Genomic DNA, 21107 nt, shown 5'->3' on the forward strand with positions numbered 1-21107 from the left:
CGATCATCACCATCGCAGAACGGAAGGAATCCAGCATGACCACCATCGCCGACATCGCGTTCGACAGCGACCGCGGGCAGCGGTTCGCACCGGAGCAGCCCCTCGCCGCGACCCCGCTCGCAGCGCTCGCCGCCACCTCGGTCTTCACGGGTGCGGTCGCCGCGTACGCGGTCGAAGAGGCCGTCGGGAACTGATCACCAGGACATCGAGGAAGGAAGCAGCGCATGCAGCAGACACGACAGCTCGACGCCGTCCCGTTCGACAGCGACGAGGCGACCACGTTCCGTGGTCTCCGTCCCGTCGCGGCCACCCCGGCAGCGGTGGCCTGGGCCGGCGCCGTCGTGGCGGCGGCCGGGGTCGGTGCCGCCATCGGGGACGCCGTCGACTGACGGAGCCGCGTGACGGCGCCGGTGGGCGCCGTGTGCGGGCAGGACGGGAGGCGCGGTGCCGGTCGGTACCGTGCCTTCCGTCGTGGACGGTGCGCGATCAGGGCGCGGCGCGGGTGCGTCTTGGTGCGGGTGCGGGTGCGGCCGCGGGTGCGGGGTGCGGGTGTGCTCCGCGCTACGGCCGGGTGTCGACGAGCGCGACGAAGCGGCTGCCGATGCCCTCGACCTCGTGCCGGGTGAAGCCCGCGACGGGGTCCGGCGCCTGGTAGGGCTCGTGGTAGTCGCACATCAGGTGGTCCCAATCGGGCCACCACTTCTTCGGACGTGCCTCTTCCGCGAAGCCGCAGACCACGCACTCGAGGCGGACCCAGACCTTCTTGGTGCCCGTGCGGTTGACTCGGGACTGCACGAGCCAGGCGGGCGGGTCCTGCTCGATCGCCGTGAGTTCGGCCTCGCTGAGGTGCGAGGGGATCCCGTGCCGGGTCGCCATCTCGAGGGAGATGTCGAGCCGGACGGCGGCGTCACGTCGGGAGAGCATCCGACCAGCGTAGAGCGCCGACATCGAGCGGTGGGGACGGGTGTCGCTGCGCCGACGCTCACGCTACGATCCCGACATGCGTTCTCCTCGTTCTTCGTGGTGGCTGCGGTAGCAGCCTCCTGACGCATGGTCGCGGGCTGCACGGCAGCTCGCAGACCGCAGGACCGTCGTGCAGCCCTTTCTCTCGAGAGGGCAACTCCAGTGGACACGTTCACCGCCACACAACACCGCATGCACGACCTCGACGCCCGCATCCGGGCGCGACCGGACCGGTTCCGCGTCCTGACCGGCGAACGGCCGACCGGTCGGCTGCACCTCGGGCACTTCTTCGGCACGATCGCCGAGCGCGTCGCGCTGCAGCGGCGCGGCGTCGAGACCTTCCTGGTGCTCGCCGACTACCAGGTCATCACCGATCGCGACACCGCTGACCACGTCGCCTCGAACGTCCGCGAGGCGGTGCTCGACTACCTCGCGGCCGGACTCGACCCGGCCGCGACGACGGTCTTCACGCACTCGTCGGTGCCGGCGCTGAACCAGCTGCTGCTGCCGTTCCTCAGCCTCGTCACCGAAGCGGAGCTGCACCGCAACCCGACGGTGAAGGCCGAGGTCGCGGCATCCGGTCGCGCGCTCAGCGGCCTGATGCTCACCTACCCCGTCCACCAGGCCGCGGACATCCTGTTCTGCAAGGGCAACCTCGTCCCGGTCGGGAAGGACAACCTGCCGCACGTCGAGATGACACGGACGATCGCTCGGCGGTTCAACGACCGGTTCGGCGCGCTGTTCCCCGAGCCGGAACCGCTCGTCACGACGTCCCCCGAGGTCCCCGGTGTCGACGGCCGGAAGATGAGCAAGAGCTACGGCAACGCGATCGCGCTCGGCATGACCGCCGACGAGACCGCGGACGTCATCCGACGGGCACGCACGGACGGTGATCGGCACATCACCTTCGACCCCGAGCGCCGGCCGGGGGTCGCAGCGCTCCTCACGACCGCGGCGCTGTGCACGGGCTCGACCCCGGAGGCGATCGCCGACGAGATCGGCTCAGCGGGCGCGGCAGCGGTGAAGCGTGTCGCGGTCGAGGCGGTCAACGAGCGCTTCGCCGCGCACCGACGCCGTCGTGCCGAACTCGCTCGCGACCCGTCGATCGTCACAGCGGTGCTGGCGGCCGGGAACCGTCGGGCGAACGAGATCGCCGAGGCGACCCTCGACGAGGTCCGCACCCGGATGGGCATGCGGTACACCGACGAGCCGATCAGGCCTCGCTGCGACTGAACTCGCTCGCCCGGCGGACCTGGTCGTCCGTCAGCGCGACGCCCGTGTACCGCTCGAACTGCCGCGCCGCCTGCAGCGCGATCACCTCGGCACCGGTGATGACCTGCTTGTCCGCAGCGCGACCGGCGCGGATCAGCGGGGTCTCGGACGGGAACGCGACCACGTCGAACACGGTCGTCGCCGCTCCGACGCGATCCTGGTCGAAGGCGAGCGTGTCCTGCTGGTCGCCGCGCATGCCGAGGGGCGTGACGTTCACCAGGACGTCGGTGACCGGCGCGTCCCGCTCGTCGGCGACCCACTCGTACCCGTACTGCGCCGCGAGGGCCGACCCCGACTGCTCGTTGCGTGCGACCACGGTGAGGTCGTCGAACCCGGCACCCCGGAACGCCGCAGTGACCGCCTTGGCCATGCCGCCGGAGCCGCGGAGCAGCACACTCGCGGACGGATCGACGGCGTGCGAGGCGAGCAGCGACGCGACTGCCTCGTAGTCGGTGTTCGACGCCGTGAGGACGCCGTCGTCGTTCACCACGGTGTTGATCGACTCGATCGCCGCCGCGGACTCCTCGATGACGTCGACGAGCGGGATGATCGCTTCCTTGAAGGGCATCGAGACCGAGCAGCCGCGAATGCCGAGTGCCCGGATGCCGGTCACCGCGCCGGGGAGGTCGGTCGTGGTGAACGCCTTGTAGACGAACTCCAGCCCGAGCTCGTCGTAGAGGAAGTTGTGGAAGCGGGTGCCGATGTTGCTCGGTCGAGCGGCGAGTGAGATGCAGACCTGCATGTCCTTGTTGAGGATGGGCATGTCGTCAGTCTCCCATGACAGCAGGGATGGAGCGGTCCACGTAGGTCAGATGTGGCGGGGGTGGGGTTGTCCCCACCACGGATGCGGGTGTCCCCCGGATTCGATGTCGGATCGATCCTCCGTACCGTCGACGACATGAACACACTCCTCCGCCCCCGCACCGGCCGCCTCCTCGCCGGGGTCTGTGCCGGCATCGCCGACCGGTTCGGCTGGTCCCGCACCCTCGTCCGCATCGCCTGGGTCATCCTGAGCCTCTTCCCGGGGCCGCTCTGGATCGCCTACGTCGTCCTCTGGATCCTCATGCCGAACCAGGGCTCCCGGCGCTGATCCCCCACCCGTCCGGACGGGTTAGTGTGGCGGGGTGCCGGTCTCCGTCTTCGATCTGTTCAGCATCGGGATCGGTCCGTCGAGTTCCCACACCGTCGGACCGATGCGGGCCGGACGCGCCTTCGCCGCCCGCGTGGCCGAGGCTCCCGTCGCGACGATCGCCGTCGACCTCTACGGCTCGCTGGCCTCGACCGGCCAGGGCCACGGGACGCTCGGCGCGGTCGTCGCCGGCCTGATGGGGTCCGACCCCGAGACCGTGGATCCCGACGCGATGACCCGATCGCTCGTCGAGCTCGAGGAGACCGGCGTGCTCCGGCTCCAGGGCGGGTCGAGCGTCCCGTTCCGGCTCGCCGACATCGTGCTCCACCCGCTGACGATGCTCCCCCGCCACCCGAACGCGATGCGCCTCCGCGCCGCCGACGCGTCCGGGGCGACCATCGCCGAGGAGACGTACTACTCGATCGGCGGCGGCTTCGTCACGAACGACTCCGAGGGGGACGTCGCCGAGACCGCGATCCCCGTCGACGACGCCGTGCCGTACCCGTTCTCGAGCGGCGCCGAGCTGCTCGCGGCCTGCGCGGCGAGCGGGCTGCCGGTCAGCGGGGTCGCACTCGCCAACGAGACCGCCACGCGCAGCACCGACGACGTCCGCGCCGGCCTCCTCCGCATCCACGGCGTCATGGAGTCCTGCGTCGAACGGTCCGTCGAACGCTCCGGCACGCTCCCGGGCGGGCTCACCGTGCGACGCCGCGCCGCGAACTGGTTCGGGCAGCTCACCGCCGACGACCCCGGGCACGACCCGCTCTTCGCGATGGAGTGGGTGAACCTCATGGCGATGGCCGTCAACGAGGAGAACGCCACCGGTGGACGGGTGGTCACCGCGCCGACGAACGGTGCCGCGGGCATCATCCCCGCCGTCCTGTACTACGCGCTCACCTACGTGCCGACGGTCACGCCGGCGAACCGCGACGACACCGTGGTGCGCTTCCTGCTGACCGCGGGCGCCGTCGGTTCGATCTACAAGGAGCGCGCCTCGATCTCCGGCGCCGAGGTCGGTTGCCAGGGCGAGGTCGGATCGGCGGCGTCGATGGCCGCCGCAGGGCTCGCCGAAGTGCTCGGAGGAACGCCCGAGCAGGTCGAGAACGCCGCCGAGATCGCCATGGAGCACAACCTCGGGCTCACCTGCGACCCGATCGGCGGGCTCGTCCAGATCCCGTGCATCGAGCGGAACGCCATCGCCGCGAACAAGGCGATCAACGCGGCGCGGATGGCGCTGCGGGGTGACGGCGTGCACCACGTGTCGCTCGACCAGGTCGTCGAGACGATGCGGCAGACCGGCGCCGACATGTCCACGAAGTACAAGGAGACCGCGATGGGCGGGCTCGCGGTGAACGTCCCGCTCTGCTGAGCTCCGCCCTCGGGCGGGTCAGCCGTGCAGCAGCGTCAGCAGCCGGGCGGTCTCGGTGGCGATGGCGTCGCGCCCCGCGGAGACGTACTTGCGCGGATCGACCACGTCCGGACCTTCGTTGAGCACCGCTCGCAGGGCCCGGGTGAAGAGGCCGTTCAGGTGCGTGGAGATGTTGATCTTCGTCATGCCCGCCCGGACGGCTGCCCGCAGCTCGTCGTCCGACAGCCCCGAGGACCCGTGCAGGACGAGCGGGACCGGCACCGTGGCGCGGAGCTGCTCGACGAGCGTCCGGTCCACCGATGCCTCGCGCGTCTGCATCGCGTGGGACGTCCCGACGGCGACCGCCAGTGCGTCCACACCGGTGTCGGCGACGAAGGCAGCGGCGTCGTGCGGATCCGTGCGCACACCGGGAGCGTGCACGCCGTCCTTGCCGCCCACCTCACCGAGCTCGGCCTCGATCGCGACCCCGGCGTCGTGGCACCGGACTGCCAGTCGGCGGGTGGCCTCCACGTTCGCGGCGAAGTCGAGGTGCGATCCGTCGTACATGATCGAGTCCACCCCGAGGTCGATGCCGGCGAGCACGAGCTCGGGGTCCTCGATGTGGTCGAGGTGCACGAGGACCTCGACGTCCGCGGACCGCGCGATCGCCGCGGTCGCCGTCGTGATCGGGGCGAGGCCGCCGTGGTAGCGGACGCAGTTCTCGCTGATCTGCAGGACCACGGGGAGCCCCGCTCGCTCGGCGCCGGCGACGATCGCCTCGGCGTGTTCCAGCAGCACCACGTTGAACGCCCCGACGCCGCGGTGTGCGGTCCGTGCGGCGTCGAGCAGTCCGGTGAGGGCGAGGTCGGTGATCATGCGTGGCTCCAGGTCGGGTCGGAGGGTCGTGTGCCGGACCGGGCACCGTCGTCGTCCGCGAGGAACCGGCGGACGGCGTCGACGTCGACCTCGCCGGCGACGGGCCGGAGGACGGCGGCGGCACCGAACGCGGCAGCGGATCGGAGCGCGGCGTGGTCGACGCGGGGCGTGGACGGCGCGGTCGTGGTCGTGGTCGGACTCGTCGGGCCGTCGGACGACCCGCGCAGCAGCGCAGCGAGGAGCCCGGCGGTGGCCGCGTCACCGGCACCCGTGGGGTTGCCGGAGACTCCCGGGACGGCACGCACCTCGGTGACCCCGGTGCGCGTGTGTGCCGCCAGACCGTCCGCGCCACGGGACACCACGACGGCGCCCGCGCCACGGTCGAGCAGTTGCAGGGCGCCGCTCCGCTCGTCGTCGGCACCGGTCGCCTCGAGGAGTTCGTCGCGGTTGGGCTTGCAGATCGTCGCCCCGGCGTCGGCGGCAGCGAGGAGCGCACCACCCGGACAATCGACGAGGCTCGGCACCCCGCGCATCCGAGCGGCGGCCACCCAGTCCGCGATGACGCCCGGATCGGCGCGGTGCGGCAGGGACCCCGAGACCACGAGGAACTCGACGTCGCCGTCGAGCTGCTGACCGATCACGTCCGTGACGGCGACCCACTCGTCGGTGGTCACCTCGGGTCCGGGCTCGCCGAACATCGTCGGGTGCTCGACGTCGTCGACGACGGTGACCGTGGTGCGGGTCTCCCCCGTCACCGCGATGTCGACGTGCGCGAGACCGAGGGCGTCGAGGCCGTCGGCGATCCACCGGCCGGCAGCCGCACCGAGCGGCAGGACGGCGCGGGACGGGATCCCGACCGCGTCGAGCACCCGCCCGACGTTGAGGCCCTTGCCACCCGGACGACGGGCGACGTCCAGGACGCGCTGCGTCGTCCCGACGCGCTGACGGGCGACACGGTAGGTCACGTCCACCGCCGGGTTGGGCGTCACGATGAGGATCACCGGTGCACCGCCGCGGTCGTCTGCAGGTCGAGGACACGCCAGGGCTCCGACCGCGCGGCACTGCTGGGGCCCTCGTCGATCACGAGCAGGTCGGCGGGAGCGCCGACCGAGAGCGGCGCCGGGAGGCCGAGCAGGCGTGCCGGTCGCGCCGACGTCGCCGCGACGACCTCGGGCAGCGGGGTGCCACCGTCGAGGAGGCGTCGGGCGGCGTCCCGCACGGTGATGGTGCTGCCGGCGAGGGACGAGCCGTCGGTGAGCAGCGCGACGCCGTCACGGACCGAGACCGCCGAACCCGCGATCGCGTGCTCGCCGTCGCCGCAGCCCGTGGCGGCCATCGCGTCCGAGACGAGCACGAGGCGGTCCGGCGCGGCTCGCCGCACGAGTTCGACCGCCGCGGGATCGAGGTGGTGCCCGTCGACGATGCACTCGACCAGGACGCGGTCGTCGGTCAGGGCGACGCCGACCGGGCCCGGCCGGCGGTGGTGCAGTGGGGGCATGCCGTTGAAGAGGTGCGTGACGAGGGTGGCACCGGCGTCGATCGCTGCGCGCGTCTCGTCGGCGGAGGCATCGGTGTGACCGATCGCGACGACGACACCGGCGTCGACGAGGCGGCCCACGGCGTCGATCGCTCCGGGGAGTTCCGGTGCGAGCGTGACGATCCGGAGCGTGCCGTCCGCCGCTGTGAGGAAGTCGTCGAGCTCCGCCGGGTCCGGTGCGTGCAGGAGGTCCGACCGGTGGGCACCGCGGCGCGCCGGTGACAGCCACGGCCCCTCGAGGTGGAGCCCGGCGAGCGTGCCCTCGGCGACGAGGACACGGAGGCGTCCGAGTGCTGCGATCGTCTCGGCGGCCGGGCCCGTCGCGACGGACGCGATGAGCGACGTCGTCCCGCGTGCGCGGTGGTGGCCCGCAGCGAGCGCGGCACCGTCCGTCGTGGCCGTGGCGAAGTCGTGCCCGAGCGCCCCGTGGGCGTGCAGGTCGACCGCCCCCGGCAGCAGCGTTCCCTCGATCGTCACCGCGGTGTCGGTCCGCGGGGGCGTCCCGGATCCGCTCTCGAGGACCGTACCGGCGTCGTCGACCGCCAACCACCCGTCGTGGAGGTCGTGCGTCGCGGTGAGGATCCGCCGCGCACGCACCAGGGTGCTCATGCGTGCACCTCGGCGTCGAGCGCCGTGCGCGCCATCAGCCCGGCACCGATGGCACCGGCGGCATCGCCGTGCCGTGCCGGGGCGAGGACCGGGACGCGCAACCCCGGGAGCCGTTCGACGAGGGCCGTCCGGAGCGGATCGAACAGCAGCGGACCGGACTCGGCCAGCCCCCCGCCCACGATGATCGTGTGGCAGCCGGCGACCGTCGTGGTCCACGCCAGGGCGTCCGCGAGCACGTCGATGCACTCGTGCCAGACCGCGGTGGCCACCGGGTCCCCGGCGCGGACGCGGAGCATCGCCTCGTGTGCCGAGGTGGAGCCCGACCGACGGGCGACTCCCCCTGCGGACGCGATCTCCTCGACGCGGCGCCCCGCGTGCGGACCGGTGGGGATCCGCACCTGTCCGATCTCCCCCGCCCAACCGCCGCCCGCGACGACCACGCCGTCGACGACGAGGGCACTCGCGAGCCCGGTGCCGACCGGGACGAAGGCGACGGAACCACGGGTGAGCGCCGGTGCCGCGCCGGAGGTCTCCGCCAGGGCGCCGGCACGCACGTCGTGTCCGAAGGCCAGCGGGACGTCGATCCCCCGTGCGGCGAACTCGGCCCGGACCCGGTTCCGCACCGGGACGTCCCGCCACCCGAGGTTCACCGCGAGGACGACGGTGCCGGCCCCGTCGTCCACGACACCCGGCGTCACGAGGCCCACCGCATCGAGGTCGCCACGGCGCAGCGCCCGTTCGGCGAGCTCCGCCACGACGGTGGCGAGCATCGTCGCGTCGGTGTCGCCGCGCGGCGTCGGGACGCGGGTCTCGTCGAGGACGAGTCCGTCGGCGCTGGTCAGTCGGGCCTTGATGCCCGTGCCGCCGACGTCGACCCCGAGCACCGCGCCTGCACCGCGCATCAGGTGAGGATGACCGAGCGGGTGAGCGAGCGGGGGTTGTCCGGGTCGAGGCCGCGTCCCTCGGCGAGGGCGACCGCGAACCGGTGCACCACGACGAGCCCGGCGATCGGGTCGAGGTCGTGCTGGACGAAGCGCGCACCGGTCGCAGCGACCTCGTCCGCGAGCCCTTCCGGCGCGGTTCCGAGCGACCAGACGAGTCGGCCGGGCTGGGCGATCGCGATCGGACCGTGCCGGTAGTCCATGGCGGGGTAGGACTCCGCCCAGAACTGCGCTGCCTCGCGCGTCTTCAGGGCGGCCTCGAACGTGAGGCCGACCGCCGGACCGCGGCCCACGAAGGTGACCTGCTCAGCATCGAGGAGGTCGTCGATCGGGAGGCCGAGGGCGGTCTCGGCCTGCGCTGCGAGGGCGTCCACGTCGTCACCGATCGACGCACGGAGGAGCGCGAGCGTGGTCGTCGCGAAGCGCGTCTGCACGACCGAGCGCTCGTCGGCGAAGGGCAGTGCCACGACGACGTCGGCGACGGCGGCGGCCGGGCTGTCCGGGACCGCGGTGACGAGCACGGTGCGTCGACCGCGCAGGGCCTGCAACAGGTCCACGATCTCGGTGGTGGTGCCGGACCGGCTGATCGTCACGACCCGGTCGTAGTCGCGGCCGATCGGGTACTCCGAGCCGGCGAAGGCGTCCGTCACGCCCAGGCCCGCCTGCTCACGGGCGACGGCGTAGCTCATCGCGATGAACCAGCTCGTCCCGCAGCCGACCACGGCCACGCGTTCTCCGGGCTGGGGGAGCGACGCCTCGAACGACGAGAGGAGCGCGGCGGCAGCGCGCCACGTCTCCGGCTGCGACGTCAGTTCTGCGCTCACGAAGGTGTCGGTCATGGGTGCCTTCCGGTCCGGTTCGATCCGGGTGATCGATGATGAGGAAGCGTAGCGAGCGATCGTGCGCGATGGAAGAGCAAAACGTCATTCCCGATCATCAGAGGTGCGAGGTGACGCCATAAGATGGCCGACATGACCCCTCAACAGCGGCTCAACGCCCTGCTCGAACTGGTGAGCGAACGCGGCAACGTGTCGATCGCCGAGATCGGGGAGCTGCTCGGGATCTCGCCCGCGACCGCCCGACGCGACCTCGCGACGCTGGCGGACCAGCGCCTGGTCACCCGCACCCACGGCGGTGCCGCGGCGCTCGGGGCCGGCTACGAACTGCCACTGCAGTACAAGATCGCCCGCCAGGCCGAGGCGAAGACCGCGATCGCCCGCGCCGCCTCGCGGCTGGTGCAGCCCGGCGACACCGTCGGGTTGAACGGGGGGACGACGACGACCGAGGTCGCCCGTGAGCTCGGCAAGAGCGAGCGCTTCACCCGGGCGGACGGCGAGTACGGGGTGACGATCGTCACCAACGCGTTGAACATCGGGTACGAGCTGTCGGTCCGCGCCAACGTCAAGATCGTGGTCACGGGCGGCGTCGCGCGGCGGCAGTCCTACGAGCTCGTGGGCCCGCTCGTCCGGGACACCCTGGACGAGTTCGCGCTCGACGTCGTCGTGCTCGGTGTGGACGGGCTGAGCGGCCACTACGGCGCCACGACCATGCACGAGGGCGAGGCGGAGGTCAGCCGGCACTTCGCGTCGGTCGGGCGCCGGGTGATCGTGGTCGCCGACTCGACCAAGATCGAACGGGCGACCTTCGCGCGGATCTGTCCGCTCGCCCGGATCGACGCACTCGTCACCGACCAGCCCGTCCCGTCGGCGTTCGCCGCGGAGCTCGCCAGTGCCGGTGTGGAGCTCGTCGTCGCCGACTGAGCGGACGAGTCCTCCGGGGGACTCCCCGGCGTAGGCAGGTGCACGACGTTTCGATCGTGTAAAACCATCCACACCCTCCCCATGAGCGTTCGTTGAGCGCCTATTGTGCATTCATGATCGATTCGGCATCATGGGCGTCACAATCACGCAAGGGAGCGAGATGAGCATGGGTGACGCGTTCACAGGACGACCACTACGGGTCGGCATCGTCGGCATGGGGCAGCGTGCGGCGATCGCCCGCCACGTGGCCGAGGCGGCTGCCGCCGCTCCCGACCTGGAGGCGCGGGTCGTCGCCGTCGCCGAGGTCACCGAGCAGGGGCGCGAGCGGGCCCGAGCCGAGTACCCGGACGCCCTCGTCGTCGAGCACCACGGGGGACTCGTCGGGGTCGTCGACGCGGCGATCGTCACGACCCCCGACTGGACGCACGCCGCGATCGCGATCGACCTGCTCCGCGGCGGCATCGCGGTCTACCTCGAGAAGCCCATGGCCATCACGGTCGAGGACGCCGACGCCGTCCTCGACACCGCGGCGGAGACCGGCACGCCGCTGTACGTCGGGCACAACTTCCGTCACGCCGCGGTCGTGCGGCTGATGCGCGAGATCGTCGACCGCGGGGAGATCGGCCAGGTCAAGGCGGTCTGGTGCCGGCACTTCGTCGGCAACGGCGGCGACTACTACTTCAAGGACTGGCACGCCGACCGCACCAAGGTGAACTCCCTGCTCCTGCAGAAGGCCAGCCACGACCTCGACGTCATCCACGCGCTCGGCGGTGGGGACACCGCGCGGGTCGTCGGCATGGGGTCGCTGTCGGTCTACGGCGACGTCACCGACCGTCGCGACCGCAGCGGCGAGCTCATGGGGGACTGGTTCTCCCTCGACAACTGGCCGCCCCTCGAGCAGACCGGGCTGAACCCCGTCGTCGACGTCGAGGACGTGTCGATGGTGATGATGACCCTCGACAACGGTGTGCAGGCGAGTTACGAGCAGTGCCACTTCACGCCGGACTACTGGCGCAACTACACGGTCATCGGGACCGAGGGACGGCTCGAGAACATCGGCGACACCGGCGGTGGCGTCGTGAAGGTCTGGAGCCGTCGTCGCGGCTGGGACGTCGCGGGGGATCGCGAGTACCCGATCGACGGGGTCGCCGCCGGCCACGCCGATGCCGACCTCCTCACCATGACCGAGTTCCTCCGGCACGTCGCGCTGGGGGAGCCGACGACCCTCTCGCCGATCGCGGCCCGTGCTGCCGTCGCCGCAGGAGCGCTCGCGACCCGGTCGCTCCGGAACGGCTCCGTCCCCATCGACGTCCCGCCGCTCGCGGCCGCGACGATCGCCCACTTCACCGACCCCACCCCGGCCGTCACCCGCTGACGGACTCGCGAAAGGACACCCGATGCACGCACCCACCTCTGCCAAGGGCCGCGGCCGTCGCCGTGCGCTCCTCGGCGCCGTCGCCGCGATCGGCGCAGCCGTGCTCCTCGCCGGCTGCAGCACGTCCTCCGGCGCCTCCGGCGCCGGCGGCGACTACGAGAAGGCCGCCAAGGACACCAAGGCGACCCTGACGTACGCCGTCTGGGACGAGAACCAGGTCAAGGCGATCAAGGCGAACCTCGAAGGCTTCAACGAGGAGTACCCGGACATCAAGGTCAACGTGGACGTGACCCCGTTCGCCAGCTACTGGACGAAGCTGCAGACGCAGGGCTCGAGCAACACCCTGCCCGACGTGTTCTGGATGAACGGCCCGAACTTCCAGCTCTACGCGGCGAACGGCAAGCTCGCGCCGATCACCGGCGAGGTCGAGGCCGGCGCGATCGACCCCGCGAAGTACTCGTCCGCCCTCAACGACCTGTACACGTACGACAAGACCCAGTACGGCGTCCCCAAGGACTTCGACACCATCGGCGTCTGGATGAACAAGGCGCTCTTCGAGAAGGCCGGGGTCGCCATGCCCTCGAAGGACTGGACCTGGGACGACTTCCAGAAGACCGGAGCCGAGCTCTCCGAGAAGCTCACGGCCGACGGCGCGTACGGCGCGGCCGGCGGCATGGACGGACAGACCACCTACTACGACACGATCTTCCAGGCCGGTGGGAACGTGATCGACGCGGACGGCACGAAGTCCGAGTACGACGCCGCCGCCGCCGAGGCCGGGCTGCAGTTCTGGACCGACCTCATCGCGTCCGGGGCGTCGCCCTCGATCAAGCAGCTGACCGACACCACCGCCGACCAGTGGTTCACCTCGGGCAAGCTCGCCATGTACCAGGGCGGCAGCTGGTTCCGCTCCGCGTTGACCGGCACCGACCTCGAGAAGGACGTCGTCGTGTACCCGCTCCCCAAGGGCAAGGAGCAGGCGACGGTCATCCACGGTGTCTCCAACGTCGTGTCCGCGAACACGAAGAACAAGGCCGCTGCACAGGCGCTCCAGGTCTACCTCGCGAGCAAGCAGGCCCAGCAGCAACAGGGCGACATGGGTGCGGTGATCCCGGCGTACGAGGGCACGCAGAGCGCCTTCACGAAGACGATGCCGGACGCCGACCTGCAGGTCTTCCTCGACGCGGTGGACTACGCCAAGCCGCTCCCGGTCTCGAAGAACACGGCGGCGTGGAACACGCTCGAGACGAACCTGCTGCCGAGTGCCTTCGACGGATCGACCCCGGTCGACGACGTGGCGAAGCAGCTCGCGCAGAAGATGGACGCCGCCCTCACCAAGGAACAGTGAGCCCCACACCGTGACGATCCACACCGAGCGACACCCGACCTCGGACGCCCCGGCCCGGACGCAGCGCGCGTCCGGGCCCGGGGCCCCGGGCTCCCGGCGTCCGACCGCCGGCACGACCAGACTTCCGGCGCACCGGACCGACGGGTTCTGGCCGTGGCTGTTCGTCCTCCCGTTGCTCGTCGGCGTCGGGACGTTCTACATCTGGCCGATCATCCAGACGTTCTGGTACTCCTTCACCACCTGGGGTGTGTTCGGCGGCGCCACCTTCTCCGGCATCGCGAACTACGTCCGGCTGGTCTCCGATCCGCAGCTCTACCAGTCGCTGCTCAACACGGTGATCTACACCGTGATCGTCCTGCTCGGCATCCCCGTGGCGGTCTGGCTCGCCAGTCTGCTCAACACCCCGGGCCTGCGGTTCGCGCAGTTCTACCGTGTGCTCTTCTTCCTGCCCTACGTCGCCATGCCCGCCGCGATCGCACTCGTCTGGCGGATCATGTTCAACGGCGACTACGGCATCGTGAACTGGTTCATCGGGCTGTTCGGGATCGACGGGCCGTACTGGATCTCGACGCCCGGCTTCGCACTCGTCGCGGTGAGCCTCGTCGGGCTGTGGTCCTCGCTCGGGTTCTCGATGATCATCCTCGGTGCCGGCCTCAAGGACATCCCGCCCGAGCTGTACGAGGCAGCCGAGCTCGACGGCGCCTCTCGCTGGCGGCAGTTCCGGTCGGTGACGGTGCCGCTCCTCAGCCCGAGCATCTTCTTCGTGGTGATCGTCACGACCATCTCGAGCTTCCAGCTGTTCGACCTGCTCTACGCGATCCTCGGCAGCACCAACCCGGTGATCCCGAAGACGATGTCCCTCGTCTTCTACTTCTACAGCGCCGGCTTCATCGACAACGACAAGGGCTTCGCGGCGGCGATCGCGATGGTGATCTTCGTCCTCATCGGCATCGTCACGCTCGTGCAGTTCCGGTTCCAGCGGAAGTGGGTCCAGGCATGACCGCCACCGTCACACCGACCAGGACCGGCCGCCGGCCGGGGCGCCGCGGCGGCAGCCACTGGTGGATCCACGTCGTCCTCGGCGTCGGCGGGTTCGTCATGGCGTTCCCGTTCCTCTGGCAGATCATCATGTCCCTGTCGACGAACGCGCAGGTGCAGTCCGTCACACCGACCTTCTGGCCGGGGGAGCTGCAGTGGCAGAACTACGCGCAGGTGTTCGAACGCCTGCCGTTCCTGAGCCAGCTCGGGACGTCGGTGATGGTCACGATCATCCGGACGCTCGCGCAGATCGTGCTCTGCACCCTCGCCGGCTACGCGTTCGCCCGCATGCGGTTCCGCGGCCGGGCGATCCTGCTCGCGATCGTCCTGTCGATCCTGCTCGTCCCGTCGCAGGTGTACCTGATCTCCCAGTACCAGATCGTGCAGGGGCTCGGATGGTTGGACACCCTGATGGGCATCGTCGCACCGGGGCTGTTCAGTGCCTTCGGGACGTTCCTGATGCGGACCGCGTTCCTCAACCTCCCCCCGGAGCTCGAGGAAGCCGCTCGGATGGACGGCGCGAACCCGTTCCAGACCTTCTGGCGCATCATGCTGCCGTTGGCCCGCCCGTCGATCAGCGTGCTGGCGATCACCACGGTCCTCTGGTCGTGGAACGAGCTGCTCTGGCCGCTCGTCGTGTCGACCCGTGCCGAGGACATGCCGCTCGCCGCAGGTCTCGCGACCCTCTCCAGCGACCGCACGATCGACTACCCCGTGCTCATGGCCGCGAGCCTCATGGCCATGGGACCGGTGCTGATCATGTTCGTCGTGCTGCAACGCCGCGTGATCGACGGCCTGGCAGCGTCCGGACTGAAGTGACGCCCGACCACGACCGGCCCGACCACGACCGGATCGTGCACGACGGGACCGAGCTCCTCGCCGCGGCGATCGGGACCGTCCCCGACCCGGGAGAGCTGGCCGCCGCACTCGAGTCGACCGTCCGCGGCCTGCCCGACAGCTCGATCGTCGACGTCCTCCGCGCCGTCCGACCCCGGACGGCAGCCTGGCTCCGTGCCCACGGCGCCTCGGCCGACCAGGCGGCCGACAGCATCGCGGACGTCGACCGCAAGCTCGCGCGGTACGGCCTCCGGGGAACCGGGCTGGACTGGTTCTGCGCGGTCCTCACCGCCCGCGTGGTGACGGTGGGGCGCCTCCAGTTCGAGATCGGCGACACGACGGCCGACGGCTCCGCGGCCTGGGGGGTGCACGTCCCCGAGACGGGTCCGCTCGACGCCCTCGCGTGCGACCGATCGTTCGACGAAGCGCCCGCGATCCTCCGTGCCGTGGCACCGGCGCACGTGGCCGGCTGGTGGCAGTGCCGCTCGTGGATCCTCGACCCCGGGCTCGCCGACGTGCTCGGCACGGACGCGAACCTCGTACGGTTCGGCCGCCGCTTCGACCTGGGACCGCCCTCGTCCGGTGACGCCGCCGAAGGGGACGGCGGTGTCGCGAAGTTCGTCCTCGGCACGACGCTGCCCGACGCCCGCGCGGCGGTGTCACGCGGGTCGATCCCCTCCGGCCGCCTCGCCGCCGGGGTCGCAGCCCGGTGGCGGTCGGGCGAGCACTGGACGGCCCGCACCGGGACGATCCGGGTCGCCGACCCGGGGCGACCGCCCGGAGCGCGATCGTCCGGAGCCGCCCGACCCGGTGCCAGCACCCCGGGCGTACCGTCCCACCCATGACGAAGCCCGACCGCGACCACCTCGACGACGGTGTCGACATGTCCTTCGAAGAACGCCGCCAGGACACCTTCCGACGCATGTCCGGCTCCGACGAGCACGACGCCGACCCACGGGTCGAGGTGTCCCACGCCGAGGACGGCGACGTCCGCATCGACGTCTCCGACAGCGCCGCGGTCCGCCCAGGCGGCGGGACCTCGCAGCGACCCCGCGGTGACGGGGACGCGAACACCGCGGATTGAGGCTTCCGCGATCCGGTCCCGGCCAGTAGCGTGCGGAGAAGACCGCGTTCCGCGGACAACGGGCACCATCGGATCGACGCGAGGAGTCGACATGGCCGGCAAGTTCGAGATCTGGACCGACGCCAAGGGGGAGTACCGCTTCCACCTCAAGGCGGGCAACGGCGAGGTCATCGCCACGTCCGAGGGGTACGCCTCGAAGGCGGGTGCGAAGAACGGCATCGCCTCCGTGCAGCAGAACGCGCCCGGCGCGGAGGTCGTCGAGCTCGACTGACGGTGGCGCACGGCATGATCGTTCCGTGCACCTCGTCCTCCGCCGCGTCGACGGCGGCGTCCTCGCGACGCCCCTGACCGATGCGGGGACCGCAGACGGCGAGCCGATCCGGGTGGACGAGCCGCGCCTCCCGGCCTTCGTCGCGTCCCGGGACGCGCCCGACGTGCGCTGGGTGTGGGACGACACCGCGCGCTGGTACCCGGCCGTGCTCGCGGCCGGCGGCCGGGTCGGGCGCTGCATCGACCTGCGCCTGTGCCGCCGCATCCTGCGATCGGCCCTCGCGGCACGGGACACCGCGCTCGCCGACGCGCCCGTCGACGCGTGGGACGCCGCCGTCCAGGAGGCGCGGGTCACCCGCCCGACGCACGCCCGTCTCTTCGATGACGCGCTCTTCGACGTGTCGCCTCCCGACGACGAGCTGGACCCGGTGGTCGAGCTGCGCGCGCAGCTCGACGCGGTCGCGTCGTCGACCGCGCCGGGTGCGCTGCGGCTCCTGGTGACGGCGGAGTCCGCCGGCGCGCTCGTGGCGGCGGAGATGCTCCACGCCGGGCTGCCCTGGCGCGCCGACGTGCACGAACGACTGCTCGAGGACGCGCTCGGACCGCGGGTACCGTACGGCGTGCGACCTCGGCGGCTCGAGGAGATCGCGGCCGTCGTGCGCGAGCGGCTCGGTGACCCGTCGCTGAACCCGGACTCGCCCGCCGACGTCCTGAAGTCCCTGCGCCGAGCCGGCCTGATGGTCACGAGCACGCGGAAGTGGGAGCTGCAGGAGATCGAGCACCCGGTCATCGAGCCGCTGCTCGAGTACAAGCGGCTCGCGCGGTTGCTGACCGCGAACGGCTGGACCTGGCTCGACGAGTGGGTGCACGACGGTCGGTTCCACCCGAAGTACCTGGTCGGCGGGGTCGTCACCGGGCGCTGGGCGGCCGACGGCGGGGGAGCGATGCAGCTGCCGAAGGGCATCCGCGCCGCCGTGGTCGCGGACGACGGATGGAAGCTCGTGGTGGCCGACGCGGCGCAGCTGGAGCCCCGGGTGCTCGCGGCGATGGCCGGCGACCGGGCGATGGCGGCGGCCGGGGACGGGCGCGACCTGTACGACGGCGTCGTGGCCTCCGGCGCGGTCGAGACCCGGCAGCAGGCCAAGGGCGCGATGCTCGGCGCGATGTACGGGGCGACCCAGGGCGAGGGCGGGCGGCTCGTCCCGCGGCTCGAGCGGGCGTTCCCGGCCGCTCTCGGACTCGTCAGCCGGGCAGCCCGGGCGGGGGAGCGGGGCGAACCCGTGACGACGTTGCTCGGCCGGACGTCACCGGTGCCGGACGCCTCGTGGTTCGCGGCGCGGAACCAGGCCTACACGGTCGAGGGGACGCCGGCGATGCAGCGGGCAGTGGAGTCGCGGGCACGGAGCTGGGGGCGGTTCACCCGGAACTTCATCGTGCAGGGCACCGCTGCCGAGTGGGCGCTGGCGTGGATGGGGTCGTTGCGCTCGCGGCTCGCCGAGCGCTTCCCGGGGCCGGTGACGGACGGCCCGCACCTGGTGTTCTTCGTGCACGACGAGATCGTGGTGCACACCCCGGCCGAGCACGCCGAGTGGGTGGCCGAGCAGATCCGGGCCGCCGCTGCCGATGCCGGGCGGCTGCTCTTCCGCGAGTTCCCGGTGGTGTTCCCGCTCTCGGTGGCGGTCGTCGACGACTACGGCGCCGCGAAGGACTGACGAAGACTTGAACCACCTGGCGATGCTGCAAGTACCAGGCTTGTTGATTGAACATGTTCTCTCGTGATTCAAGTCCTGGCGCCTAAACTCGTCAGGTGAACATCGCCCGCTTCCGCGACAGCCCGCTCGGTGCGCTCGTACCGGTCGGCGGTGTCGACGGTCGCACCGGCTTGCGGTACGACCACTTCGGTTTCTCGCCGCACCCGCTCGGGGATGCCCCACCGCTCAGCGGGAGTACCTGGGCCGCTGTCTCGCGGGCGAACCGTGCGCTGGGCCGGCTCGAACAGGGCGCCGTCCTGCTTCCGAACCCCGGGATCCTCCGCCAACCGACCCTCCGACGCGAGGCACAGAGCACGTCAGCGCTCGAGGGGACGTTCGCGCCGCTGGACGACGTGCTCGCAGCCGAGGCGGTCGGGGGGAGCGGGCGCTCGGCTGCCCTGTCCGAGGTGCTGAACTACGTCGAGACCGCCGAGCGGGCCTTCGACTGGGTCGCGACCGCGCCGGTCACCCTCGGTCTCCTGGAGGAACTCCAGGGGCTGCTCGTCCGCGGCACGGCTGCCGACACCGGGCAGGCAGGACGCGTCCGTGAGGTCCCGGTCGCGATCGGCACCCGTGGTGGCGGCATCGAGGACGCGCGGTTCGTCCCGATGCCACCCGGTACCGGGTTGCGCGCGGCGCTCACGGACCTCGTGCACTGGATCGAGGATGCCGGCGATCGGCAGGAGGATCCGGTCCTCGCAACGGCGATGGCGCACTACCAGTTCGAGACCATCCACCCGTTCAACGACGGCAACGGTCGGCTCGGTCGGCTCCTGATCGTCCTGCAGCTGATGCGTGCGAGAGTGCTGACCGAGCCGCTCCTGAGCGTGTCCCCGTGGTTCGAGGCGCGAAGAGAGCGGTACCAGGACCACCTGGCCGAGGTCAGCGCGTCCGGGGACTGGGACGCCTGGGTGCGGTTCTTCGCCGATGGCATCGAGCAGTCGGCGATCGACACCGGCACGCGCATGACCGAGCTGCTCGCCGTCCAGGCCGAGTACCGCGAGCGCATCCGCGCGAGCGGCGGACGCGGGATGGTGCTGGAGATCGCTGACTTCCTCATCGGTACGCCGTTCGTCTCGATCCCGATGCTCGCAGCGGCGACGGGCAGGACGTACCAGGCCGCGAGCAACGCCGTGGCGAAGCTGTGCGAGCTGGGCATCCTCAGCGAGGTGGAGCGCCAGGGGATCAGGGTCTTCCGCGCGTCGAACGTCGTGGCCGTCACGATGCGTCCACCGGCACTCCGCTGACCTCCCGCACCCGCACACCGGGACTCGGGCAGGGTGGGTCGATGCAGACCGATCACCCCGAGGCCCCCGACCAGCGCGTCGGCGACGTCGACCTCACGACGTGGCGCACCCGCGCCGGCCGGGCATCCGCGGACGGATGGGCAGCGCTCGGCCACCGCTGGGGTGCGCTCCCGCTGCTCGTGGTCACCCTCGCGATCGGCATCGGGGTCGCCGTGACCGCGACCTGGGCGGCCTCCGAGGTCTACGACGCCGTGCGCGAGGCCGACGACGTCGCCGTGCTCGACCGCCCCGTGCTCGACTGGATGCTCACGCTCCGGTCGCCGACGGCCGACACCCTCGTGACCTGGTGGACGGACGTCGCCGGCACCATCGGGATGCCGATCGTCGCCCTGGGGTTCCTCGTCGGGTTCACGATCCAGCGTCGTGCCTGGACGCCCCTCGTGCTGCTCGTCGCGGCCGCGGGCGGGTCCCTGCTCATGACGATCGCGGGCAAGGACCTCATCGGCCGTGCCCGCCCGCCGCTGCGCGATGCCGTCCCGCCGTACGAGCACTCGCCGTCGTTCCCGTCCGGGCACACGCTCAACGCGACCGTCATCGTCGGGACGATCGTGTACCTGCTGCTCCTCCGGCAGTCGAAGCTCGTGACCCGGGTGCTGACGATCGTCGCCGGCACCTTCTTCGTCGTCTCGGTCGGCATCTCGCGGGTGTTCCTCGGCCACCACTGGCTGACCGACGTCCTGGCGGCGTGGGCGCTCGGGCTCGCCTGGCTCGCGCTGGTGATCACGGCGCACCGGCTCTACCTCACGGCGCTCCGCCGCGGTGCGCGACCCGTCAGGTCGTCCCGGTAGGTTGCCCCGCATGGAAGAACGGGTATTCGGCGGTCGGTACCGCGTCACGGGAACGCTCGGGCACGGCGGCATGGCCTCCGTCTACCGAGCGGTCGACGAGCAGCTCGGGCGTGAGGTGGCGGTCAAGGTCTTCCGCATCGGAGCGGTCGACCACGGCGAACGCGCCCGTGCCGAGGCGGAGATCCAGACCCTCGCGGCGCTCCGCAGCCCGGCACTCGTGACCCTGTACGACGCCGCGCTCGACGACGTCGACGGCGACTCGTACCTCGTGATGGAACTCGTCCCGGGCAGCGACCTCGCGACGCGACTGCGCGAGGGGCCGCTCGACCGTGCCACCGCCGCCGGTGTCGGGGCGCAGGTCGCGGACGGCCTCGCGGCGGCGCACGCGCAGGGCATCGTCCACCGCGACGTGAAGCCGGCGAACGTGCTGCTCGAGAGCGACGGCGTCCACGTCAAGCTCGCGGACTTCGGCATCGCCCTGCTGCGGGACGGCGCCCGGGCCACCCAGACCGGCACGGTGATGGGCACGGCGGCGTACATCGCACCGGAGCAGGTCCTGGCGCAGCCGATCACCGGCAAGGCCGACGTGTACGCGCTCGGGCTCATGCTCCTCGAGGCGCTCACCGGCAAGCAGCCGTTCCCGGGCAGCGCGGTCGAGTCCGCGACCGCTCGCCTCACCCGCGGTCCGGAGATCGACCCGCACCTGCCCACCGCCTGGCGCACGCTCCTGCACGTCATGACCGCGCAGGACCCGGCGGACCGGCCCTCGGCGGCCGAGGCCGCACAGCGACTCCGTGCGCTCGGCCACGACGTCGCTGCTCCGGCCACGCAGCTCCTCCCCGGCGGTCCCGGCACGGTCACGCCGGCTGTGGCG

23 protein-coding genes and 1 pseudogene are annotated in these 21107 nt (G+C 71.6%); 17 read left to right on the forward strand and 7 right to left on the reverse strand.

The window, feature by feature from the left end; genetic code table 11:
* Positions 1–35 precede the first annotated feature (35 nt).
* Both HWD93_RS11295 and HWD93_RS11300 read left to right on the forward strand, forming a co-directional pair.
* Positions 36–194, forward strand: a complete 159-nt coding sequence (locus tag HWD93_RS11295) for a hypothetical protein (RefSeq protein WP_156794815.1) — start codon at positions 36–38, stop codon at positions 192–194.
* A gap of 30 nt (positions 195–224) precedes the next feature.
* Positions 225–389, forward strand: coding sequence for a hypothetical protein (locus tag HWD93_RS11300; protein ID WP_156794816.1), 165 nt, complete (start codon positions 225–227; stop codon positions 387–389).
* A gap of 172 nt (positions 390–561) precedes the next feature.
* Here the strand turns inward: HWD93_RS11300 and HWD93_RS11305 are convergent, their stop codons facing one another.
* Positions 562–924: a hypothetical protein gene (locus HWD93_RS11305; protein WP_261646868.1), complete on the reverse strand. Its 363-nt coding sequence runs from the start codon at positions 922–924 to the stop codon at positions 562–564.
* Positions 925–1155: 231 nt separating this feature from the next.
* Between HWD93_RS11305 and trpS the strand changes: the two genes are divergently transcribed.
* Complete coding sequence (gene trpS / locus HWD93_RS11310; protein WP_261646869.1) at positions 1156–2196, forward strand: tryptophan--tRNA ligase; 1041 nt, start codon at positions 1156–1158, stop codon at positions 2194–2196.
* Here the strand turns inward: trpS and HWD93_RS11315 are convergent.
* On the reverse strand, positions 2177–2998 hold the full coding sequence (locus HWD93_RS11315; protein WP_261646870.1) for a shikimate 5-dehydrogenase: 822 nt from the start codon (positions 2996–2998) through the stop codon (positions 2177–2179). The genes trpS and HWD93_RS11315 overlap by 20 nt on opposite strands.
* 135 nt (positions 2999–3133) lie before the next feature.
* Here HWD93_RS11315 and HWD93_RS11320 point away from each other — a divergent pair, with 135 nt between their 5' ends.
* Together HWD93_RS11320 and HWD93_RS11325 are read left to right on the forward strand one after the other, a co-directional pair.
* Complete coding sequence (locus HWD93_RS11320; RefSeq protein ID WP_261646871.1) at positions 3134–3325, forward strand: PspC domain-containing protein; 192 nt, start codon at positions 3134–3136, stop codon at positions 3323–3325.
* Positions 3326–3359: 34 nt separating this feature from the next.
* The gene (locus HWD93_RS11325) at positions 3360–4733 is read left to right on the forward strand and encodes an L-serine ammonia-lyase (protein ID WP_261646872.1); all 1374 of its coding nucleotides are present in this window, start codon (positions 3360–3362) and stop codon (positions 4731–4733) included.
* Between the two features lie 18 nt (positions 4734–4751).
* Here the strand turns inward: HWD93_RS11325 and HWD93_RS11330 are convergent, their stop codons facing one another.
* Genes HWD93_RS11330 through HWD93_RS11350 form a run of 5 tightly spaced genes read right to left on the reverse strand, consistent with a single transcriptional unit; the run spans position 4752 to position 9514 of the window.
* On the reverse strand, positions 4752–5588 hold the full coding sequence (locus HWD93_RS11330; protein ID WP_261646873.1) for a class II fructose-bisphosphate aldolase: 837 nt from the start codon (positions 5586–5588) through the stop codon (positions 4752–4754).
* Positions 5585–6589 carry a PfkB family carbohydrate kinase gene (locus HWD93_RS11335; RefSeq protein ID WP_261646874.1) on the reverse strand — a complete coding sequence of 335 codons (1005 nt, stop codon included), beginning with the start codon at positions 6587–6589 and terminating at the stop codon, positions 5585–5587. The genes HWD93_RS11330 and HWD93_RS11335 overlap by 4 nt, the downstream gene beginning before the upstream one ends.
* Positions 6586–7734: an N-acetylglucosamine-6-phosphate deacetylase gene (gene nagA, locus HWD93_RS11340; protein WP_261646875.1), complete on the reverse strand. Its 1149-nt coding sequence runs from the start codon at positions 7732–7734 to the stop codon at positions 6586–6588. The genes HWD93_RS11335 and nagA overlap by 4 nt, the downstream gene beginning before the upstream one ends.
* Complete coding sequence (locus HWD93_RS11345) at positions 7731–8636, reverse strand: ROK family protein (RefSeq protein WP_261646876.1); 906 nt, start codon at positions 8634–8636, stop codon at positions 7731–7733. The genes nagA and HWD93_RS11345 overlap by 4 nt, the downstream gene beginning before the upstream one ends.
* Positions 8636–9514, reverse strand: coding sequence for an SIS domain-containing protein (locus HWD93_RS11350; protein ID WP_070417591.1), 879 nt, complete (start codon positions 9512–9514; stop codon positions 8636–8638). The genes HWD93_RS11345 and HWD93_RS11350 overlap by 1 nt, the downstream gene beginning before the upstream one ends.
* A gap of 132 nt (positions 9515–9646) precedes the next feature.
* Between HWD93_RS11350 and HWD93_RS11355 the strand changes: the two genes are divergently transcribed.
* From HWD93_RS11355 to HWD93_RS11410, 12 genes and pseudogenes are all read left to right on the forward strand, one after another.
* On the forward strand, positions 9647–10435 hold the full coding sequence (locus HWD93_RS11355; RefSeq protein ID WP_261646877.1) for a DeoR/GlpR family DNA-binding transcription regulator: 789 nt from the start codon (positions 9647–9649) through the stop codon (positions 10433–10435).
* Between the two features lie 160 nt (positions 10436–10595).
* Positions 10596–11810 carry a Gfo/Idh/MocA family protein gene (locus tag HWD93_RS11360; RefSeq protein WP_261646878.1) on the forward strand — a complete coding sequence of 405 codons (1215 nt, stop codon included), beginning with the start codon at positions 10596–10598 and terminating at the stop codon, positions 11808–11810.
* A gap of 22 nt (positions 11811–11832) precedes the next feature.
* The gene (locus HWD93_RS11365) at positions 11833–13158 is read left to right on the forward strand and encodes a sugar ABC transporter substrate-binding protein (protein ID WP_261646879.1); all 1326 of its coding nucleotides are present in this window, start codon (positions 11833–11835) and stop codon (positions 13156–13158) included.
* 10 nt (positions 13159–13168) lie between these two features.
* The gene (locus tag HWD93_RS11370) at positions 13169–14158 is read left to right on the forward strand and encodes a carbohydrate ABC transporter permease (RefSeq protein WP_261646880.1); all 990 of its coding nucleotides are present in this window, start codon (positions 13169–13171) and stop codon (positions 14156–14158) included.
* Entirely contained in the window at positions 14155–15015 is an 861-nt protein-coding gene (locus HWD93_RS11375; RefSeq protein WP_261646881.1) for a carbohydrate ABC transporter permease, read from the forward strand. The genes HWD93_RS11370 and HWD93_RS11375 overlap by 4 nt, the downstream gene beginning before the upstream one ends.
* A complete protein-coding gene (locus tag HWD93_RS11380) occupies positions 15012–15878 on the forward strand; it encodes a hypothetical protein (protein ID WP_261646882.1) in 867 nt (288 codons plus the stop codon). Before HWD93_RS11375 ends, HWD93_RS11380 begins: the two co-directional genes overlap by 4 nt.
* Positions 15875–16117, forward strand: coding sequence for a hypothetical protein (locus HWD93_RS11385; protein WP_261646883.1), 243 nt, complete (start codon positions 15875–15877; stop codon positions 16115–16117). Before HWD93_RS11380 ends, HWD93_RS11385 begins: the two co-directional genes overlap by 4 nt.
* 91 nt (positions 16118–16208) lie before the next feature.
* Positions 16209–16358: pseudogene (locus tag HWD93_RS11390) on the forward strand (YegP family protein); the annotation flags it as partial.
* A 55-nt stretch (positions 16359–16413) separates the two neighbouring features.
* The gene (locus HWD93_RS11395; protein WP_261646884.1) at positions 16414–18099 is read left to right on the forward strand and encodes a bifunctional 3'-5' exonuclease/DNA polymerase; all 1686 of its coding nucleotides are present in this window, start codon (positions 16414–16416) and stop codon (positions 18097–18099) included.
* 95 nt (positions 18100–18194) lie between these two features.
* Positions 18195–19385, forward strand: coding sequence for a Fic family protein (locus tag HWD93_RS11400; protein ID WP_092385406.1), 1191 nt, complete (start codon positions 18195–18197; stop codon positions 19383–19385).
* Between the two features lie 41 nt (positions 19386–19426).
* The gene (locus HWD93_RS11405) at positions 19427–20233 is read left to right on the forward strand and encodes a phosphatase PAP2 family protein (RefSeq protein WP_071295652.1); all 807 of its coding nucleotides are present in this window, start codon (positions 19427–19429) and stop codon (positions 20231–20233) included.
* 10 nt (positions 20234–20243) lie between these two features.
* On the forward strand, positions 20244–21107 hold an 864-nt coding region (locus tag HWD93_RS11410; protein WP_261646885.1), incomplete at its 3' end, for a serine/threonine-protein kinase.

The sequence above is a fragment of the Curtobacterium sp. C2H10 genome, assembly GCF_025407985.1.
Lineage (GTDB): Bacteria > Actinomycetota > Actinomycetes > Actinomycetales > Microbacteriaceae > Curtobacterium.

Bases quoted from the DNA above. Each gene is read 5' to 3' on its own strand.
- HWD93_RS11330 (WP_261646873.1), bottom strand. From the start codon at position 5,588: ATGATCACCGACCTCGCCCTCACCGGACTGCTCGACGCCGCACGGACC.
- trpS (WP_261646869.1), top strand. From the start codon at position 1,156: ATGCACGACCTCGACGCCCGCATCCGGGCGCGACCGGACCGGTTCCGC.
- HWD93_RS11350 (WP_070417591.1), bottom strand. From the start codon at position 9,514: ATGACCGACACCTTCGTGAGCGCAGAACTGACGTCGCAGCCGGAGACG.
- HWD93_RS11375 (WP_261646881.1), top strand. From the start codon at position 14,155: ATGACCGCCACCGTCACACCGACCAGGACCGGCCGCCGGCCGGGGCGC.
- HWD93_RS11345 (WP_261646876.1), bottom strand. From the start codon at position 8,636: ATGCGCGGTGCAGGCGCGGTGCTCGGGGTCGACGTCGGCGGCACGGGC.
- HWD93_RS11360 (WP_261646878.1), top strand. From the start codon at position 10,596: ATGAGCATGGGTGACGCGTTCACAGGACGACCACTACGGGTCGGCATC.
- HWD93_RS11295 (WP_156794815.1), top strand. From the start codon at position 36: ATGACCACCATCGCCGACATCGCGTTCGACAGCGACCGCGGGCAGCGG.
- HWD93_RS11385 (WP_261646883.1), top strand. From the start codon at position 15,875: ATGACGAAGCCCGACCGCGACCACCTCGACGACGGTGTCGACATGTCC.
- HWD93_RS11300 (WP_156794816.1), top strand. From the start codon at position 225: ATGCAGCAGACACGACAGCTCGACGCCGTCCCGTTCGACAGCGACGAG.
- nagA (WP_261646875.1), bottom strand. From the start codon at position 7,734: ATGAGCACCCTGGTGCGTGCGCGGCGGATCCTCACCGCGACGCACGAC.
- HWD93_RS11320 (WP_261646871.1), top strand. From the start codon at position 3,134: ATGAACACACTCCTCCGCCCCCGCACCGGCCGCCTCCTCGCCGGGGTC.
- HWD93_RS11405 (WP_071295652.1), top strand. From the start codon at position 19,427: ATGCAGACCGATCACCCCGAGGCCCCCGACCAGCGCGTCGGCGACGTC.
- HWD93_RS11305 (WP_261646868.1), bottom strand. From the start codon at position 924: ATGCTCTCCCGACGTGACGCCGCCGTCCGGCTCGACATCTCCCTCGAG.
- HWD93_RS11315 (WP_261646870.1), bottom strand. From the start codon at position 2,998: ATGCCCATCCTCAACAAGGACATGCAGGTCTGCATCTCACTCGCCGCT.
- HWD93_RS11365 (WP_261646879.1), top strand. From the start codon at position 11,833: ATGCACGCACCCACCTCTGCCAAGGGCCGCGGCCGTCGCCGTGCGCTC.
- HWD93_RS11355 (WP_261646877.1), top strand. From the start codon at position 9,647: ATGACCCCTCAACAGCGGCTCAACGCCCTGCTCGAACTGGTGAGCGAA.